Source organism: Streptantibioticus ferralitis (assembly GCF_029223525.1).
In the GTDB taxonomy this organism is placed as follows: Bacteria; Actinomycetota; Actinomycetes; order Streptomycetales; family Streptomycetaceae; genus Streptantibioticus_A; species Streptantibioticus_A ferralitis.
Map to the genome: position 1 here is coordinate 1 of NZ_JARHTQ010000052.1, position 18,186 is coordinate 18,186.

An 18,186-nucleotide genomic window follows, 5' to 3' on the forward strand; every position below is an offset into this window, starting at 1 on the left:
CTGTCCCCCCTGTTTTGCGGGTGGCAGGCCGTTTGTGCCGGGGTCTGGGCTTCCCCCGGCCGCGGCGACATCGCTGGGGCCGGCGGGGGGGTCTCCCCGGCCACAGCGGGGGGCCCTCCTTGTGCGGGTGGCGGGCCCGGGGGCGGTGGGCCGCGGGCCCCGGGCGGCCCCGCGGCCACAACGGCGTCAGCTCGGTACCGCGGCCAGCGCCAACTCGGTGAGCAGCGTGCCGACGATGCGCGGACCGTCCTGGGTGAGCACCGACTCGGCGTGGAACTGCATGGACGCGAAGTGCGGGCCGCGCAGCGCGTGCACCTCGCCGGTCAGCGGATCCCGGCTGGCCTCCACCCGTCCCACGTCCGGGCAGTCGACATGGTCGGAGACGCTGCGCGCGGCGAACGTGTTGTAGAAGCCGACCCGTTCACGCCGTCCGAACAGGTCGATCTCCCGTTGCACGCCCTGGTTCGGCACGTCCCTGCGCACCAGGTCGAACCCGAGCGCCAGGCTGAGCACCTGGTGGCTCAGGCACACCGCGAGGAACGGCCGCCGCGCTTCGAGCAACGCCGCGGTCGCGGACCGCAGATGGGCGATCTTGGGATGGTTCTCCTCCCGTGGATCTCCCGGGCCCGGTCCCATGACGACCAGGTCATAGCCCTCGAAGGAGTACGGCTCGTCGAAGCGCCGTACGGCCACCTCAAGGTCCATGGACCGCAGTTGCTGCTCGATCATGGATGTGAAGGTGTCCTCCGCGTCCACCACCAGCACCCGCCGCCCCGCCAACTCCGGTGCTTGACACGGGCGTTCCGCGTCACCCGCCAGCCAGAAGTCGGCGATGGCCGTGTTGCGCCGCTCAAGTGCCGCCCGCACGCTGGGGTGCTGGCCGAACCGCGCCGGACCGCTCTCCAGTGCCGACAGCAGTCCGGCCGCCTTGGCACGGGTCTCGGCGACCTCGGACTCCGGGTCGGAGTGCCGTACGAGCGTGGCGCCCACCCCGATCCGCATCCGGCCGCCGCTGTCGATGTCGGCGGTACGGATGAGGATGGAGGAGTCCAGGGTGCGCTCGCCGTGCTCATCGCGGCTGATGAGCGCGACGACCCCGCTGTAGTAGCCGCGGCCCCGCGGCTCGTACCGGCCGATCACCCGGCAGGCGCTCTCCAGCGGAGAACCGGTGACGGTGGGCGCGAACATCGTCTCCCGCAGGATGTCGCGCGGGTCGCTGGCGGTGCGCCCCTCGATGAAGTACTCGGTGTGCGCGAGGCGGGCCATCTCCTTCAGGTACGGGCCCACCACCCGGCCGCCGCCGTCGCAGATGCGGGCCATCATCTTGAGTTCCTCGTCGACGACCATGTACAGCTCGTCGGCTTCCTTGCGGTCGGCCAGGAAGTCCATCACCTCCGGCAGGGTCGGCCCGGACGGCGGATAGCGGTACGTACCGCTGATCGGGTTCATCACGGCGGTACCGCCGCGCACGCTGATGTGCCGCTCGGGGGTGGCGCCGACGAACGTCCGGCTGCCGGTGTGGACGATGAACGTCCAGTACGCCCCGGACTCCCGCTCCAGCAGCCGCCGGAAGAAGGCCAGCGCGCTGAGCGGGGTGTAGTCGGAGATGTCGGCGACGAAGGAGCGCTTGATGACGAAGTTCGCTCCCTCCCCCGTACCGATCTCATCGGCGATGACCCGGCGGACGATGTCGGCGTACGCCTCGTCATCCACATCGAAGTCGCCGCCCGCCAGCCCGATCGGCACATCGGGGATCCGGTCCAGCAGATCCCCGGACCGCACGGTCGCCTGACCGGTGACGGTCATCGCGATCAGCGGTGCCCCGTCGTCGGCGGCGACGAAGCCGCGCTCCGTGATCTGCCGGTACGGCACGATCGCCAGCACCTCATGGCCTGGGCCGGACGATCCACCGGGCAGCGGTATCCCGGCCAGCGTGTCCGGAGTGGACACCTCGCCGACGAGAACGTCCAGCGCGCCAGGGCCGGTCGACTCCGGCCGGTGCAGTACGGCGAAGGGCGGCGGCGTCGGTGCCAGCACCTGCCGGAACAGCTCTTCGGCGGCGGTCATACGGCGGCCTCCCGCAGGGCGTACCCCGTCACACCGGCGGCGAACGGGTCGAGCTGGCCGGCGACCCTCTTGGCGGTGGTGACCACGGCGCAGCGTTCGGCCGCGTACTCCAGGGCCAGCCGGTGGTATTCGGGGGAGAAGTCACCGACGGCGTCGGCGACCAGGAAGGGCTGGATGTCGTTGGTGAAGGCCTCCACCGCGGTCATCAGCACACCGACATGCGCGTACACACCGCCGATGACCAGCTGGTCGCGGTCATGGGCGCGCATCCGCTCCAGCAGACCGGACTGGAAGAAGGCGCTGTAGCGCCACTTGGTGAACACCCAGTCGCCCGGTGCGGGAGCGAGCGCGTCGACAACCTGCCGATCGGCGGGCGTGGTGCGCATCCCGGGTCCCCAGAAGTCCTTGAGCAGACCGCGCTGTTCCTCGGTCATGCCGCCGGGTTGCGCCGTGTACGCCACTGGCATGCCGAGTTCGGTGGCCCGCTCACGCAACAGGGCGAGGTTGCGTACCAGTTCATGCCGCAGGTCGTCAGGAAAGGGCTTCAGAAAGTAACGCTGCATGTCGTGGATGAGCAGCACCGCGCGGTCCGGATCGACCGTCCACGGTGCGGTGCTGTCGGGCAGATCGCCCGCTGTGGGCATCGGGTAGGGCTCGATGGCGGGTATGCCGGCCATGGCGTCCTCTCGTGGTCTCGTCGCTGTCGTGATGTGTGCCGCTTGGCGCCGGAGCCTGTCCGGCGGATCCTGGCCGGGTCGCGGTCTGCTCGGTGCCGTCGCGGCGCGGGGCCGCGACGGTGGGGAGCGGCGGTCACGTGAGGGCCGCGGCCCACGGGCAGACTGATGCCGAGGATCCGCCGGACAGGCGTCAGGCACCCAGGCCCGCGCCTCCGTCGACCGTCAGGACATGCAAGGTGATATGCGCTGCCCGGTCGGACAGCAGGAACACGACGGCATCGGCGATGTTCGACGGGCGGGCCAGCCGCCCCAGCGGAATGCCCACCCGGAACGCGTCGGGCCGGCCCTCTATGGTTCCGGCCGGGCCGGACTCGTCATGCCACATCGAGCTGAGCATCGGTGTGTCGGTGGAACCGGGCGCCACCACATTGCAGCGGATCCCGTACTTGGCGACCTCCAGGCCAAGGCTCTTGGTGAACATCGATGCCGCCGCCTTGGACGCGGCGTACGCGGCCATCTCGGTACGCGGCGTGCCCGCGGCATTGGACGCCACGGTGACTATCGCGCCGCGCATCCGCGGTGCCATGCGGTTGACCACCGCCCGGGACAGATGGAAGACCCCGTTCACATTGACCCCGAAGGTGGTCGACCAGTCCTCGTCGCTGAAGTCCCTGACCTCGCCGAGTCGCAGCACCCCCGCGGCGTTGACCAGGTACTCCAGTGGACCCAGCCGCGTCTCCACCGCGTCGACCATGGCATCGACATCCGCGCTGTCGGTGACGTCGGCGGGGAACGCCTCGACCCGCAGGCCGTCGGCGGTCAGCTTCTCCACGACGTCCCGCAGCCCGGCTGCGTCCCGGTCAACGGCGGCGACGGCGGCGCCGCGCTCGCCCAGCGCGCGGACCACGGCCGTGCCGATTCCGCCCGCTGCCCCTGTGACAAGGGCGACCTTGTTATCCATTGCTGTGGACCTCCCTACGGCCGTCCCTGCTCCGGAACGGCAGTTGTGTGGTGGCTCGGCCGTGCCTGCGGATCAGGCCGCCCAAGCCGAGACCACCGATATGGCCTGACCTGGGTTGAGCCGCGGGTCGCAGAAGCTCGTGTACTTGTCGCCGACCTGGTCGATCCCGTACTCGTTGGTGACGCACTCGGTGACGTCGTCCGGCGTGGTCTCCAGATGCAGTCCGCCCGCGATGCCACCCGCGGACCGGACGGCGCACTGGAAGTCCCGCACCTCCCGTACGACGGTGTCGATGAAGCGCGTCTTGAGCCCATCGGCGGCGGTGACCGTGTTGCCGTGCATCGGGTCGCTGAGCCAGATCACCGGATGGCCGGCCGCCCGTACCGCCTTGACCAGCGGCGGCAGCCGGTCGGCCACGGCCGCGGCGCCCATCCGGGCGATCAGCGTGAGCCGCCCTCGTTCGCGCCACGGGTCGAGCCGCTCGCACAGCTCCAGCAGCTCGTCGACCGGCATACCCGGGCCGACCTTGCAGGCGACCGGGTTGGCGACCTCGGCGAGCAGGGCGACATGGGCGCCGTCCACCTGCCGGGTGCGTTCGCCGATCCACGGCCAGTGCGTCGAGGCGAGGTACTGCCGCCCGTGCTCGTCCTGGCGCAGCATCGGGATCTCGTAGTCGAGCAGCAGCGCCTCATGGCTGGTCCACACCGGCGGGCAGATGCCCGACCGGCGGGACGGGTTGAGCCAGCCGAGGTGGGTCATGGCTTCGCTCGCCGCCTCGTAACCGGCGAGCAGCCGTCGTGGGTCGGGCCTCCTCAGATAGGGGTCGGGTTCCGGGCTGTTGACCATGTGGCCGCGGTAGACCTGGAGTTCGCGGCCGCCGACCTGTTCGGTGGGTTTGGAGCGGGGCTTGCCGAACTGTCCGGCCATCCGTCCGGCGCGTACCACCGGACGGTGCGTGATCATCTTCATCACGCCGGCCAGCACGTCCAACAGACCCGCCTTGCGGGCGACATAGCCCGCGGTGCACTCGGCCGGGTCCTCGGCGCAGTCACCCGCCTGCACCACGCGCGCCTCGCCCGCGGCGACGCCGGCCAGCAGGGCGCGCAGCCGACGCACGTCCGAGGCGCTGACCAGCGCCGGGCGGGCCGCCAACTCGTCGGTCACCCAACGGAGTTGGCTGCCTTCCCAGTCGGGCTGCTGCAGTACGGGTTTGGAACGGATCGATTCGATACTGGAGGGGCTGACAAGAGCGTTGTCCACTGGTGTCTCCTGGTGTCTCCCAAAGCGGAGGTGTCTCGCGGAGCGGAGGTGCGACGAGCACGGCCCCCGCCGCGGATCGCGTACGGGGGCATCCCGTAGTGCTCCACGCCGAACCGGTACGGCTTTCTCCGATCCAGCGCGCATCAGGGCGCCTCAGGGCGCATCAGGGCCTCGGCACCCAGCCCACGTCGTCCCAGAACCGCAGTTGGCGCGGATGCGGTGTGGTGGCGAGGCGCGCAAGGCGCACGACTTCGGCGTCGCGGCGGGGGGCGCGGGGGGCTTCGGTGGCTTCGGTGGCTTCGGTGCTTCCGGTGGCTTCGGTGGCTTCGGAGCTTTCGGTGGCTTCGGTGGCTTCGGAGCTTTCGGCGGGCTCGGCCGTCTTGGTGGCTTCGGCGCCATCGCCGGTTTCCGCACCGAGGATCAACGTGGTGGGTCGGTCGGGATGGAAGACCGGCCAGTCCGGGACGCCTACCGCGCTCGGTACGTCATCGCGGGCGAAGGCGGCCACGAGGTCGATGAAGATGTCGGAGATCCGCCGCTCCAACGGGCCGTCCCCGTAGGCCCAGGCGTTCTCCGGGATGCCGAAGGTGCCGAACAGGAACCTTGAGGTGGCCTCGTGCGGGGTGCCGAACGCGGGCGGGCGCGTGGGATGCGCGAACTCCATCACGTACTGGGCGCGGGTGCCCTCCGCGACCTGCTCGTCGGGGGCGGTGGCTGGTTCGCCATCGCCGGCGTGTCTCCCGTCGCCGACGTGCATCTCGGCACTGGCGTGCTTCTCGGCACTGGCGTGCTTCTCGGCACTGGCGTGCTTCTCGGCACTGGCGTGCTTCTCGGCACTGGCGTGCTTCTCGGCACTGGCGTGCTTCTCGGCGAGCCGGACGATCGGGTACCGGAAGAGCCCGTCGCCCCAGATCTCGGTCCACAGCGATACCGGGTCCAGCGGCAGCCCGTCGGCCGCGGCGGCCTCCCGGTAGGCGGCCAGACAGTCGCCCACCAGGCGCTCCGAAACTCCGACCAGCCGCCTGTCCAGCACCGCGGCCACGGCCGCCCGTAGTTCTGCCTCGTTGGTGGGAGCCGGGGGTGCCGGAAGCGCGGACAGGCCGGGAACGGTGAAGAACGCACCCTCGGTGCGGGTGTACACGACCATCGTCGGCAGGCCGAGCGCGGGAAGCCGGTGATCGAAGCCCCCCATCCACCGGCCGTCACACACCGGCCCCCGGTACTCACGCCCGCTGTCCACCAGGCGCGTCGACGGGCTGCCGGAGAACACCGTCTGCCACGCGTCGAGCAGCGCTCCCGCGGGCACGTCCCGTAACCCGCGTACATCGGTGCCGAGCCGACGCGCGATGGCCGCGTAGACGGTACGGGAGTCCTCGGCGGTCAACGCGACCGCGGGCACCCACACATGGCACGGGCTGATCGGGATGATCCGGCGGATGAGCGACCGCACCTGAGGCAGCAGCGCGAGCTGCCAGGCGCTCGCTCCCCCCGCCGAGGTACCGCTCAGCGTGATGTTGTCGGGGTCGCCGCCGAAGGCCGCGGCGTTCCGCCGCACCCAGCGCAGCAACTCCGCCTGGTCCTGCAGTCCCCAGTTGGCGAACGACCCGGTGTCCGGGTCCGCGAGATCCTCGTGCAGCCCAAAACCAAAAGGTCCCAGGCGATAGTTGAACGTCACCACAACGAGGTCACCGCGCAACGCCGGACGAGCTCCGTCGTACGTCGGAAGTTCGCCGCCGCCGATCTGCCAGCCGCCGCCGTGGATGTACACCAGTACGGGCCGGGAACCCCGGATATCCGGCGTCCAGACATTGGCGTAGAGGGCGTCCTCGCGGCTTTCCGGTACGCCGGGTTGGAGAAACGGCGGTACGAAGCGCGTGGCATCCCGCACCCCGTCCCAGCAAACCGGCGAACGCGGCGAAGCGAATCGCAGCGCCCCCAACGGCGGCCGGGCGTAAGGCACTCCGCGGAACACGGTGTACTCCCGGCACCGCTCTCCCGCGACAAGCCCTTCGGTGGTGCGTACGACGACGTCGGAGGGGCGGCGGGCGGTGGACGAGGAGCCCGGAGGTGTCAGCACATACGGTGTCGCCATCTCAGGAACCGCCCAGTTCCTGGGCTATGGCAGCGGCGTCAGCCATGGCAGCGGTGATTTCGAGGATACGGCGCGCTTGGAATTCAACGGCGGCATTGCTCATGGCCACAGTGCTCCCTCAACGAGCAGAAGTACGACGCGTACGGGGCCGCGCCGGCCTCGTACAGCCGGGCCGCCGGACAACTTGCGGGTTTTAGATCGTGTGCCGGAGCCACTGCCACCACCAATGGACGTTTAGAAAATTCGTCAGGTAAGCCGTAATCCATCAGGTTCCAGCCAGGTTTCACACCGGCAACCTGACAAATACCCGCCGGTATGTCACCCGGCTAGAATTAGGCGGCTATTTTCGGGCTTTGGGAGCTCAATTCCCAATAGCGCGCGCGGAGTACGGACAGGGTGCGGGCATGGCGAAGGGGCCGGTACCCCTTACCCGCGGTGACACGGAGCGGTCCCGGTTCGGCGAACACCTGACAGCTCGCCCCCGGTGCGGTGAGGTGCCGGTAGCGCGGTCCTCACACCCGGGCCCGCGCGATCCTCGCGGACTCCGGCACGGTCCCCCACCCCGCCGAGATCGCCTCCGCCCTCAGGGCCCGCGGCTACGCCGTACAGCCCGGAGACTGCTTCTCCACCATCGCGGAACATGAACATCCGGGGCGGCGCCCAGGCCTTCTGCTGGCTGAACAAGCACATGTTCCATAGGGCCCGGACCGCATCTGTCCGGGGCGGCGCCTGCGTCTGCACCGCTGACACGGGGGCGCCCGCGGGCTCAGGGCGTATGCCGACCGCCGATCAGCACACCCGTGGGCAGCAAGAAGTTGACCATTCTGACCGTGTCCTGACGCAGCTGACCACTGTCGGGCCTTACGCCGCACGGGAACGTCCGGCTTTGATGGGACGCATGTTGGACAGGAGCTACGTAGTGCCCTGTGCGAAACGGGGCAGTGTACTGGGCGAGGCCGAGGTCACAGCGCTCGCCGAACTGGTGCAGGGCGGGGCCCCGCTGTCGATGGGTACCTGGCGCGACCGCTTCGAGCGGTCCTTCGCCCAGCTGGTCGATACCCGGTACGCGATGACGACCACCAGCGGAACCGTCTCGTTGGAGCTGGCGATCCAACTCCTCGACCTGCAGCCCGGCGACGAGGTCATCGCCACTCCCCAGACCTATCAGGCCACCGTCATGCCACTGCTGGACCGCGAGGTGACGGTCCGTTTCTGTGACATCGACCCGATGACGCTCAATATCGACCCGGCCGCGGTCGAGGCGCTGATCACCCCGCGCACCAGGGCCCTGCTGCTGGTGCACTACGGCGGCTGCCCGGCCGAGATGGACGAGATCATGGCGGTCGCCCGCCGCCACGGCATCCTCGTCGTCGAGGACTGCGCGCACGCATTGGGCGCCGACTACCGCGGACGCAGGCCGGGTTCGCTGGCCGACATCGGCTGCTTCAGCTTTCAGAACGCCAAGAACATCACCACGCTCGGCGAGGGCGGCATGGTCACCTTCGACCGTGACGACTGGGCCCTGCGCCTGGAACGGCTGCGCGGAAACGACGTCGACGCGCAGATCGAGCCGGAGGAGTGGATCGACCCCGACGAGCCGCTGGTGCTGCCGTGGATGAAGTACTCCGCCGCGGTCTACAGCGACCGGGTCACCCGGATCCGGCGGGCCGGCACCAATGCCACGATGTCCGAGGCCGCGGCGGCCGTCGGCCTGGCGCAGCTCAGCAGGCTGGACACCCTTCAGGGGACCCGGAGCTCGATCGCGGCCCGGCTCGACGCGGTGCTGCGCCGCTATCCGTTCGTACGGCCCCAACAGGCACCCGCGCACAGTGGTCACGCCTATCACCTCTACACCTGCTTCGCGGACAGCCGCGGTCTACGCGACCAGCTGCTGCTGGCCCTGGACCGGCGGGGGGTGGAGATCCAGCTGCGCTACTTCCCGCTGCACCTGACCCCGGAGTGGCGGCACCGCGGCCACGGCCGCGGCGAGTGCCCGGTCGCCGAGAGCATGTGGTTCGACCAGCACCTCAACCTCCCCTGCCACCCCGGGCTGCGGACCTCGCAGGTGGAGTACCTCGTCGAGGCGCTGGACGAGTCGCTGGCCGAGGTCCAGGCCATGGCGGGCGGTACGGCCGCGCCCGAACCGGGTGCCGCGCTGACGGCCGGCTGACGTCCAGGGATGAACGTGAGTGGTAGCACGACCGCCGAGACAGCCTTACGGGTATCGGAGGCCGCGCCCGGGCTCGCTGCCGCGCGGCGGGGCCCGGCCGTGACCGTGCCGATCAGCGCACTGGACATGTCCTGCCCGCTGCGCAGCGGGGGCCAGGATCCGGAACACGTCAGGGCGCTGGCCATGCTGGACGCCTCGCTGCTGCCGCCTGTCCTGGTGCACCACCCGACGATGCGTGTGCTCGATGGGACGCACCGGGTGCAGGCTGAACTCCTGCGCGGCGGTACGCAGATCCGTGTGGAGTTCTTCGAGGGCACAGAGGAGGAGAGCTTCGTCCTGGCGGTGCGCTCGAACGTCGCACACGGACTGCCGCTGCCGCTGGCCGACCGCAAGGCGGCGGCCGCCCGGATACTGCGTGCCTACCCGCAGTGGTCGGACCGGTCGATCGGCTCGGTGTCGGGGCTGTCCCCGAAGACCGTGGGCGTCATCCGGCGCCGTTCAGCCGCGGAAGATCCTCAGCTGAACGGGATGGGCAGGCTGGGCCGGGACGGCCGTACGCACCCGACCAGCGTGGCCGAAGGGCGGCTGTACGCCAGCAAGTTGATCGGCGAGCGGCCGCACGCTTCGCTGCGGGAGATCGCCAGCTCTGCGGGAATATCGCTGGGCACCGCCCAAGACGTGCGCAAGCGGCTGGAGAACGGCCAGGATCCGGTGCCCGCGCCGCGTGGCGGGGCACACCGGGCGGCCGGCACCTCTCCCCGCACCCCGGTCGCCCCATGGCGCATCAAGGGCGGAGCAGCCGGCAGGGACGCCTCCGGCGGTGCCGGTGCCGGTACCGGGGACAGCCTCCCCAGGCCGGCGTCCCGGGGCACCGGCCCAGAGGTGCGGCGTCCGCCGTTGCCAGAGCGGCTGCGGTCCCTGAAGCAGGACCCCGCCCTGCGCTCTACCGACATGGGGCGCGTGCTGCTCCGGCTGCTCAGCTCCCACGAGATCCCGCTCGCCAATTGGCAGGCCCTCGTCGGCGGGGTCCCGCCGCACTGCGCCCGGGCGGTGGCCGACGTAGCGGGCGAATGCGCACGCATTTGGCAGGAGTTCGCGCGCGAGATGGCCGGGCGCGCCCCGGAACGCTGATCTCGAAGGCCGAACCGCCCCAACCCAGGGCGCCCCCCACCCCCGGTACCGCCGGGCGCCTTCGTACCCCCGGACAGCGGATGTTGGAGGTAATTTCCCCTTGTCGACTCATGAGACCGCCGGCCTGCTGAGCACGGTGACCGAAACCCTGGCCGAAATAGGCTTTGACGAAGCGGAGTTGGCGCAGGCCACTTCGGACTGGAAGCTCCGTGCCGAACTCGGGCTCAGCTCGGTGGAGACCACCGAGCTGCAGCTCGCGCTCAAGCAGCGGTTCGGCGTGACGGTCGACCTGTGGGACCAGGACGACTACACGCTGGGACAGCTGGCCGAGCTCGTCGCCGAGCAGCGGAGCCGGTCATGACGGCGCCGGTGCGCGGACGCGCCGCGCTGGACACGGAGGTGCTCGCCATCGCCGCCGATCGTGGCGCGGCGTACCGCGACGCCGGGTTATGGCGGCAGGAGCGGGTGAGCGATCTGGTGCTCGACCGGTGCCGTGCCCAGCCCGATCGCTGTGCCATCGTGGACGGCGACCGCCGGATGACGTACGAGGAACTGGCACAGGCGGTGCACGAAGCGGCCGACCGGCTGCGCGCCCGCGGCATCGCCCCCGGCGACCGGGTCTGCGTACAACTGCCCAACTGCCTTGAGTACGTCGTCCTGGTGCTGGCGCTGCTGCACGTCGGGGCGCCGCCGGTGCTGATCCTGCCGGCGTTCCGGGAGCACGAGCTGAACCACATCGTGGCGGTCACCCGGCCCGTCGCCCTCGCCGTGGACACCGGAACCCGCCGCTTCGACCAGCTCGGGCTGGCCCGCAGACTGCGAGACCGCCATCCCGGCCTGCGCCATCTGTTCGTACGGGGAGCGAGGCAGCTCGCCGAGGGCGAGACGGATCTGGTGCGGCTATGCCGCCCGGGGCCCGGCGGTACGGCGCCGGAGGCCGGCCGGGCCGACGCCGCCGCACCTGGTGCCACTCCTCAGGATGCCGCCGTCTTCCTCCTCTCCGGCGGCACCACCGGGCTGCCAAAGGCGATCCCGCGGGCCCACGAGGGGTACGGATACATGATCCGTACCGCTGTCGGCATCGCGGGGATCACCTCGGAGTCGGTCAATTTGGCGGTCATGCCCGCCGCCCATGGCTTCGTCATGAACTGCCCGGGGGTGCTCGGCACTCTGATCGCGGGCGGCCGGGTGGTGCTCGCAACCCCCAACAGCCCGCGCGCCGCCTTCGAGTTGATCGAGCGGGAGCGAGTGACCCACTGCACCCTCGTACCGACCCTGCTGCTCCAGTGGCTGGCCACCGCGCCGGAGTCCGGGGCCGATCTGAGCAGCCTGAAGGTGATCCAGGTCGGCGGCGCCCGGCTCAACGCGGACGCGGCCGCCCGTGTCCGCACGGAGCTGGGCGCCACAGTCCAGCAGTGCTACGGCATGAGCGAAGGACTGCTGTGCTTCACCCGCCTCGACGACCCTGACGAGGTCATCCACACCACCCAGGGCAGCGCAGCCAGTGCGATGGACGAGTTCCGGGTCGTCGACGCCAACGGCAAGCCCGTGGCCCAAGGGAAGGTGGGCGAACTGCTGACCCGCGGCCCCTATACCGTGGCCGGCTACTACCGCAATCCCGAGGCCACCGCCGCGGCGTTCACACCCGACGGGTTCTACCGCACCGGCGACCTGGTGCGCCTGGACCGCGGGGGCAACGTCGTCCTGGAGGGGCGGGTACGGGACTCCATCAACCGCGGCGGCGAGAAGATCTCCGCGGAGGAACTGGAGTCCATCGCCCAGCGCCACCCGCGGATCGTCCAGGCAGCCGGGGTCGCCATGGCGCACGAACTCTACGGCGAGGCGGTGTGCCTGTACGCCGTCCTCGACGGCGAGGGAACGGTCGGCCTGAGCGAGCTGCGCCGGTTCCTGGAACAGCAGGGCCTGGCCGCCTTCAAGTTCCCCGAGCGGCTGGAGCTCGTGGACGCGCTGCCGCTGACCGGCATCGGGAAGATCGACAAGAAGGCCCTCCGGGAGGACATCGCCGGCCGGCTCACGGCCGAGGCGCACTGAACCTCGGCGCGGCCCGCACACGCCGCACCTCCTCCCCCGAACACCGTCATGAGGTGAACGCATGTATCTCGGGCAAACGACTCCGCTGATCAAGCACGCCGCCGGTGCCGCATCGCCCCGCCACCAGCTCGTCTGCTTTCCGTACGCCGGCGGCGGCGCGTCCTTCTACCGCCCCTGGCGGGACGAACTCCCGCCGGACGTCGACCTGTTGGCGGTGCAGTATCCCGGCCGTGAGGAGCGCATCGACGATCCGCTGATCGACGACATGGACGAGCTCGCCGACCTTCTCGCCGCCGAGCTCGCCCCGTTGCTGGACCTGCCGTTCACGTTCTTCGGGCACAGCATGGGGGCCGCGGTCGGGTACGAGATCGCCCGCAGGTGGGAGCGGTCGGGCTACCCGACGCCGGACCGGTTGATCGTCTCCAGCCAGTTCGCCCCGCCCCGGATCCACGCTGGTGACCTCTTGCGGCGCGACGACGACGGGGTCCTCGACGAGCTCGTCCGGCTGGGCGGCATCCCCGGGAGCGCGTGCGAGAGCCCGGAGCTGGTGCGGCTGATCGTGTCGGTCGTGCGCAACGACTACCAGGTGCTGGAGTCCTGCCGGTTCGGCGACGACGCCCCAGCGCTGGACCTGCCCATCACCGCGTTCTGTGGAGCGGACGATCCGGCGGTGACACCGCAGGACGTACGCGAATGGGCCGACTTCACCCGTGTCTGCTTCACGAACCGGATCTTCGACGGCGGGCACTTCTACCCCCGTGAACGGCTCACCGAGATCGTGGCCGCGGTCACGGAGCTGCTCGCCCGGCCCGCCCGCTGATGCCCCGCCACCTGCCCTGCCCCTGAGCCCGCCCCCGCACCGTGAAGAAATGAGTAACGCACATGAGCGACAGCACCAAGCACTACGACCTCATCGTGATAGGAGGCGGGCCGATCGGCCTGTCCACGGCCTGGCAGGCCGCCCGGCGCGGCGGCCGCAAGGTACTCGTCCTGGAGCAGTACGGCTTCATGAACGAGCGGGGCGGGTCGAGCGGCGCCGAGCGGCACTGGCGTCTCCAGTACAACGAGCGGGACATCTTCGCGCTGACCCTTGAGGCCCTTCCGATGTGGCGGGAGCTGGAGTCGCTGACCGGCCGCAAACTGCTCCACGAGGTGGGCAGCCTGTGGTTCGGCGACACCGAGGTGGAGACCAACGAGGGCCAGATCTCCGGGACCGCACGTGCCATGGACGCGCTGGACGTGCCGTACGAGTGGCTGACAGCCCCGGAGATCGAGCGCCGCTACGGCTTCACCGGCCTCCCGGGCCACTACGAGGGCTTCCTCCAGCGGGACGGCGGCGCCATCGATGTACGCGGCACGATCGGCGCTGTCTTCCAGCTCTCCCAACAGCACGGGGCGGTGCTGCGTGGCAACGAGCGGGTACTGGCGGTGAACCCGGATCCCGATGGCGTCACGGTACGGACGAAGGAGCACACCTACCGCTCGGACAAGGTCGTGCTCACGAACGGCGCCCACGCCAACGACATACTGGGGGCGTGGGGCTCGGGACTGGGCGTGGGCCTGTACGAGCTGCCGCTGGTCACCCTCCGCCAGCGCCGGGCCGAGCCCGGCAGGCCGTTCTGGTTCGCCTTCCAAAAACCCACGGCCGAGGACACCAACCTCTTCTACGGTTTCCCGCCCAACCCGTGGTCGACCAGCGAAGACATCCGGCTCGGCCCGGTCTTCGAGGTCGACGCGCTGGACCACGCCGACGACGCGACGGGCATACCCGCGCCGCGGCCCGTGAAGCGGGTGACCGACTGGGCCACCGCGCACATGCCCTGGGCCGACCCGCAGCCGACCGAGCTGTCCACCTGCCTGGCGATGCTGCCCACGAACCCCGCCCGGCAGTTCTTCCTCGGTGACGCCGGCACGCTGGTGGACGGTGGCGAGAACGTCGTGGTGTCCGTGGCCGGCTGGGGCTTCAAGTTCACCCCGCTGTGGGGGAAGATCTGCGCCGATCTCGCCTTCGACGGAACCACCGCGTACGACATCAGCCGGCACGCTCTCACTCCCACCGGGCCGTCCGGGATCGTCAAATGACCCTGCGCGACGACGACCTCACCAGGAACCTGGCCGCCACCGACGTCGCCGTCGTCGGGATGGCGGGCCGCTTCCCCGGCGCCGAGGACATCGACGCCTACTGGCGCAATCTGCGGGACGGCGTCGAGTCCATCACGCGGCTGGCAGAGGAGGAACTGCTCGCCGAAGGCATCGAGCGCGCGGAGTTCGAGCGGCCGGAGTATGTACCAGCCGCCCCTCTCCTGGACGGTCCGGACCTCTTCGACGCGCGGTTCTTCGGCTTCAGCGCGCGGGAGGCAGCCCTCCTGGACCCGCAGCAGCGCCTGTTCCTGGAGTGCGCCTGGCACGCCCTGGAACACGCCGGCATCGACCCGGCGACGGTGCGCTCCGGCGGGGTCTTCGCGGGCGCGAACATGCCCGCGTACCTGATGTCGAACCTGCTGGGCGGCCGGCGGATCGTGCTGGACTCCACCGTCTTCGAACTGCAGATCCACAACGACAAGGACTACTTGGCTACCCGCACCGCCCATCAGCTCGGCTTCACCGGGCCCGCGCTGTCGGTGCAGACGGCCTGCTCCACCTCTCTGGTCGCCGTGCACGAGGCCGCGCAGTCGCTGCACACCGGGGCCTGCGATGTCGCCCTCGCGGGCGGCGTGTGTGTGAGGGTGCCGCACCGGGTGGGATACCGCTACGAGCGCGGTCTCATCTACTCGCCCGACGGGCACTGCCGCCCGTTCGACGCCGAGGCCCAGGGCACCGTCTTCGGCAGCGGCGTCGGCGTGGTCGTACTGAAGCGACTCACGGATGCGGTGGCCGACGGCGACCGGGTGCTGGCCGTGCTCAAGGGCTCCGCAGTCAACAACGACGGCTCCGACAAGGTCAGTTACACCTCGCCCAGCGTCACCGGGCAGGAGCGGGTGGTCCTTCAGGCGCTGCGCGCGGGCGGGGTGGACGCCCGGACCGTCACCGCCATCGAGGCGCACGGCACCGCCACCCCCATCGGCGACCCCATCGAGATCAACGCGCTGACCCGCGCCCACCGGCACTCCACCCAGGACACCGGCTACTGCGCCATCGGCTCAGTGAAGTCCAACATCGGGCACCTGGAGTCCGCGGCCGGCATCGCGAGCCTGATCAAGGCCGTACTGCAGCTGCAGCACCGCGAGTTGGCGCCCAGCCTGCACTTCCGTACGCCCAACCCGCGGATCGACTTCGGCGCGACACCGTTCCGGGTGAACACCGAACGGGTCGCCTGGGAGCCGGGCGACGTGCCGCGCCGGATCGGTGTCAGCTCCTTCGGTATCGGTGGCACCAACGCCCACGTGGTCCTCGAAGAGGCGTCGGCCGCGTGCACGGCTCCCGAGCCGGTGGCCACTGGGCCCGCCACGGACCGGCCACAGCTCCTCCTGCTCTCCGCCAGGACACCGCAGGCACTGGAGGCGGCGACGGACCGGCTGGCCAGGCGGTTCGCCGGGCCGGACGCCCCGGCGGTCGCCGACGCCGCGTACACCCTGCAGACCGGCAGGCGGCCGATGCGTCACCGCCGCGCGGTGCTCGTCCCGCCCGACCCGGCGCGGGCGGCGTCGCTGCTCGGTGGCGCGGACCCCGACCGCGCACGCCAGGGGAACGCCGGCACCGGTCGGCCGCGCACGGTGTTTCTGTTCCCCGGCCAGGGGACGCAGTTCCCCAAGATGGGCCACGGCCTGTACACGGCGGACCCGGGCTTCGCGGCCGACATCGACCGCTCGGCCCGGCTGCTGCACCCCGATCTCGGCTTCGACCTGCGCGAGGCGCTGTACGGCACGGCAACCGACGCCGAGCGGCTCACTTCGACGGAGGTGGCGCAGCCCGCGCTGTTCACCACCGAGTACGCGCTGGCACGGCTGCTGCTGCGCTGGGGTGTGGCGCCTGATGACATGGTGGGCCACAGCGTCGGCGAGTTCACCGCTGCGTGCGTGGCCGGGGTGCTGCCGCTGGAGGACGCGCTGCACCTGGTCGCGCTGCGCGGAAAGCTGATGCGCGAGCAGCCGCCGGGCGCGATGCTGTCGGTCGAGGCCGCCGAGGAGACGCTCGTACCGCTCCTGCCGCAAGCGGTGTCCGTCGCCGCGGTCAACGCGCCGGCCCTGTGCGTGGCCGCCGGGCCCGAGGAGGGCGTGGCCGCACTGGAGCGCGCACTGGCCGACGCGGGAGTGGCGGCACGGCGGCTGCATACCTCGCACGCCTTCCACTCAGCGATGATGGACCCGGTGGTCGGCCCGCTGACCGAGGCGGTTCGCGGCGCCGCCCTCGTTCCGGGCGAGCGGCCGTTCGTCTCCGGGGTGACCGGGGAGGCGATCACCCCCGGGCAGGCCACGGACCCGGCGTACTGGGGCAGCCACGCCCGCCAGCCGGTGCGCTTCGCCGACGCGGTCCGTACCGCGGCGTCCAGGGGCCGTACCGTGCTGGTCGAGGTTGGTCCCGGCACCGCGTTGTCCACCCTGTCCAGGGCGGCCCTGGCCGACCGGCGGGGGATCTCCACCGTCCGCACGATGCGCCGCCCCGGCGAGGCGGGCGACGACCTGGAGACGCTGCTGCTCGGTGTCGGGGACCTGTGGCTGGCGGGCGGCGAGATGCGGTGGCACGCGCTGCACGACGGGCCACGGCGCAGGGCCGCGCTGCCGGGCTACCCGTTCCAGCGCGAGCGCCACTGGATCGGGCCGGGCGGCGGGCGGAGCGCCGGGACGGCCGGCTCGCCCGCAGAAGCCGCCGATGTACGGCCCATGGCCCCGGAAGCGAAGGCAACGCCCTCGGCCGAGGAGCGCTCGACGCGACCCGCCGGGCTGCGGTCCGGCTACGCCGCCCCGCGCGACGCGGCCGAGAAGCGGATCGTGGCGCTGTGGGAGGCGATCCTCGGGTTCGAGGGCATAGGGATCCACGACGACTTCTTCGAGCTGGGCGGGCACTCCCTGCTCGGCACCCAGTTGGTGAACCGGCTACAGGACGAGCTGGGGGTGACGGTATCCCTGCGGAAGCTGTTGTCGCACCCGACGCCCGCGAAGCTCGGTGCGGTTGTCACGCTCGCCATGGCGGACCCGGCAGCCGGAGCGGCCGAGTCGCCATAGACGCCACCGCTATGACTCGTGAGGTCGGTGGTTCCCCCACGCCGCCGGTCTCACGGGTTCTGTGCTGCCTGCCGGACGCGGAAACGGCGCACGGCGTCGCGGTTCGCGCAGGCGTGGGAGCAGTAGCGCTGCCGACCGCCGCGTGTGAAGTCGCCGTACGCCCGGCCGCACTCGGCCAGGGCACAGCGGCCGAGGCGGTCCATGCCGCGGCTGGTCAGATGCAGTGCGGTGCCCACGCTGACCACCGCCCGCACCACACCGGCCAGGCCCAGGCCGTCGGCGCGGTAATGGATATGCCAGCCGCCGTCGGCATGGTCGGTCAGCCGGGGGTGCGCAGACGAGATCGTCAGCAGCTCGTTGAGCAGGGCGGCCCGCCGCTCGGAGGTACCGGCGTCGACCACCGCGAGCCAGCGCGGGATGAACTCCAGGATCTCCGCCAGGTCCTCCTCGCCCACCGGCCGGTCGATCGCCATGCCCGCCGCGACGCAGCGTTCGGCGAATTCCTCAGGGGTGCGCGGGGGCGCGGCCGCGAGTTCGACGATCAGCCGTACGGGATCTTCCCCGTAAGGGTTCTGTTGCATAAGAGTATTACAGCAGGCTTGTTCCGGAAGGCT

Annotated in this window: 13 protein-coding genes; 7 read left to right on the forward strand and 6 right to left on the reverse strand. The window is 70.9% G+C overall.

Annotation, left to right across the window (positions count from 1 at the left end):
- Window positions 1-186: 186 nt before the first annotated feature.
- The 5 genes from P2L57_RS37740 to P2L57_RS37760 all read right to left on the reverse strand — a co-directional run bounded on the left by P2L57_RS37740 (window position 187) and on the right by P2L57_RS37760 (window position 7,057).
- Complete coding sequence (locus P2L57_RS37740) at window positions 187-2,067, reverse strand: anthranilate synthase family protein (RefSeq protein WP_275822690.1); 1,881 nt, start codon at window positions 2,065-2,067, stop codon at window positions 187-189.
- Complete coding sequence (locus P2L57_RS37745) at window positions 2,064-2,744, reverse strand: isochorismatase family protein (protein ID WP_275822692.1); 681 nt, start codon at window positions 2,742-2,744, stop codon at window positions 2,064-2,066. Before P2L57_RS37745 ends, P2L57_RS37740 begins: the two co-directional genes overlap by 4 nt.
- Window positions 2,745-2,934: 190 nt before the next feature.
- Window positions 2,935-3,705: a 2,3-dihydro-2,3-dihydroxybenzoate dehydrogenase gene (locus tag P2L57_RS37750; RefSeq protein WP_275822694.1), complete on the reverse strand. Its 771-nt coding sequence runs from the start codon at window positions 3,703-3,705 to the stop codon at window positions 2,935-2,937.
- A gap of 72 nt (window positions 3,706-3,777) precedes the next feature.
- Window positions 3,778-4,965 (reverse strand): 3-deoxy-7-phosphoheptulonate synthase, encoded by a 1,188-nt coding sequence (locus P2L57_RS37755; protein ID WP_275822696.1) that lies wholly within the window; start codon window positions 4,963-4,965, stop codon window positions 3,778-3,780.
- Between the two features lie 163 nt (window positions 4,966-5,128).
- The gene (locus P2L57_RS37760) at window positions 5,129-7,057 is read right to left on the reverse strand and encodes a carboxylesterase family protein (protein ID WP_275822698.1); all 1,929 of its coding nucleotides are present in this window, start codon (window positions 7,055-7,057) and stop codon (window positions 5,129-5,131) included.
- 898 nt (window positions 7,058-7,955) lie between these two features.
- Between P2L57_RS37760 and P2L57_RS37765 the strand changes: the two genes are divergently transcribed.
- From P2L57_RS37765 to P2L57_RS37795, 7 genes are all read left to right on the forward strand, one after another.
- Window positions 7,956-9,227, forward strand: a complete 1,272-nt coding sequence (locus tag P2L57_RS37765) for a DegT/DnrJ/EryC1/StrS family aminotransferase (protein ID WP_275822700.1) — start codon at window positions 7,956-7,958, stop codon at window positions 9,225-9,227.
- A gap of 15 nt (window positions 9,228-9,242) precedes the next feature.
- On the forward strand, window positions 9,243-10,358 hold the full coding sequence (locus P2L57_RS37770) for a ParB/RepB/Spo0J family partition protein (RefSeq protein ID WP_275822702.1): 1,116 nt from the start codon (window positions 9,243-9,245) through the stop codon (window positions 10,356-10,358).
- Window positions 10,359-10,458: 100 nt separating this feature from the next.
- Window positions 10,459-10,719, forward strand: a complete 261-nt coding sequence (locus P2L57_RS37775) for an acyl carrier protein (protein WP_275822704.1) — start codon at window positions 10,459-10,461, stop codon at window positions 10,717-10,719.
- Window positions 10,716-12,410 (forward strand): (2,3-dihydroxybenzoyl)adenylate synthase, encoded by a 1,695-nt coding sequence (locus P2L57_RS37780; protein WP_275822706.1) that lies wholly within the window; start codon window positions 10,716-10,718, stop codon window positions 12,408-12,410. The genes P2L57_RS37775 and P2L57_RS37780 overlap by 4 nt, the downstream gene beginning before the upstream one ends.
- 61 nt (window positions 12,411-12,471) lie before the next feature.
- Window positions 12,472-13,230 carry a thioesterase II family protein gene (locus P2L57_RS37785; protein ID WP_275822708.1) on the forward strand — a complete coding sequence of 253 codons (759 nt, stop codon included), beginning with the start codon at window positions 12,472-12,474 and terminating at the stop codon, window positions 13,228-13,230.
- Window positions 13,231-13,292: 62 nt separating this feature from the next.
- Window positions 13,293-14,492: an FAD-dependent oxidoreductase gene (locus tag P2L57_RS37790; RefSeq protein ID WP_275822710.1), complete on the forward strand. Its 1,200-nt coding sequence runs from the start codon at window positions 13,293-13,295 to the stop codon at window positions 14,490-14,492.
- The gene (locus tag P2L57_RS37795) at window positions 14,489-17,572 is read left to right on the forward strand and encodes a type I polyketide synthase (protein ID WP_275822712.1); all 3,084 of its coding nucleotides are present in this window, start codon (window positions 14,489-14,491) and stop codon (window positions 17,570-17,572) included. Before P2L57_RS37790 ends, P2L57_RS37795 begins: the two co-directional genes overlap by 4 nt.
- A 50-nt stretch (window positions 17,573-17,622) precedes the next feature.
- Here the strand turns inward: P2L57_RS37795 and P2L57_RS37800 are convergent, their stop codons facing one another.
- Window positions 17,623-18,153, reverse strand: a complete 531-nt coding sequence (locus P2L57_RS37800; RefSeq protein ID WP_275822713.1) for a CGNR zinc finger domain-containing protein — start codon at window positions 18,151-18,153, stop codon at window positions 17,623-17,625.
- Between the last annotated feature and the right edge of the window lie 33 nt (window positions 18,154-18,186).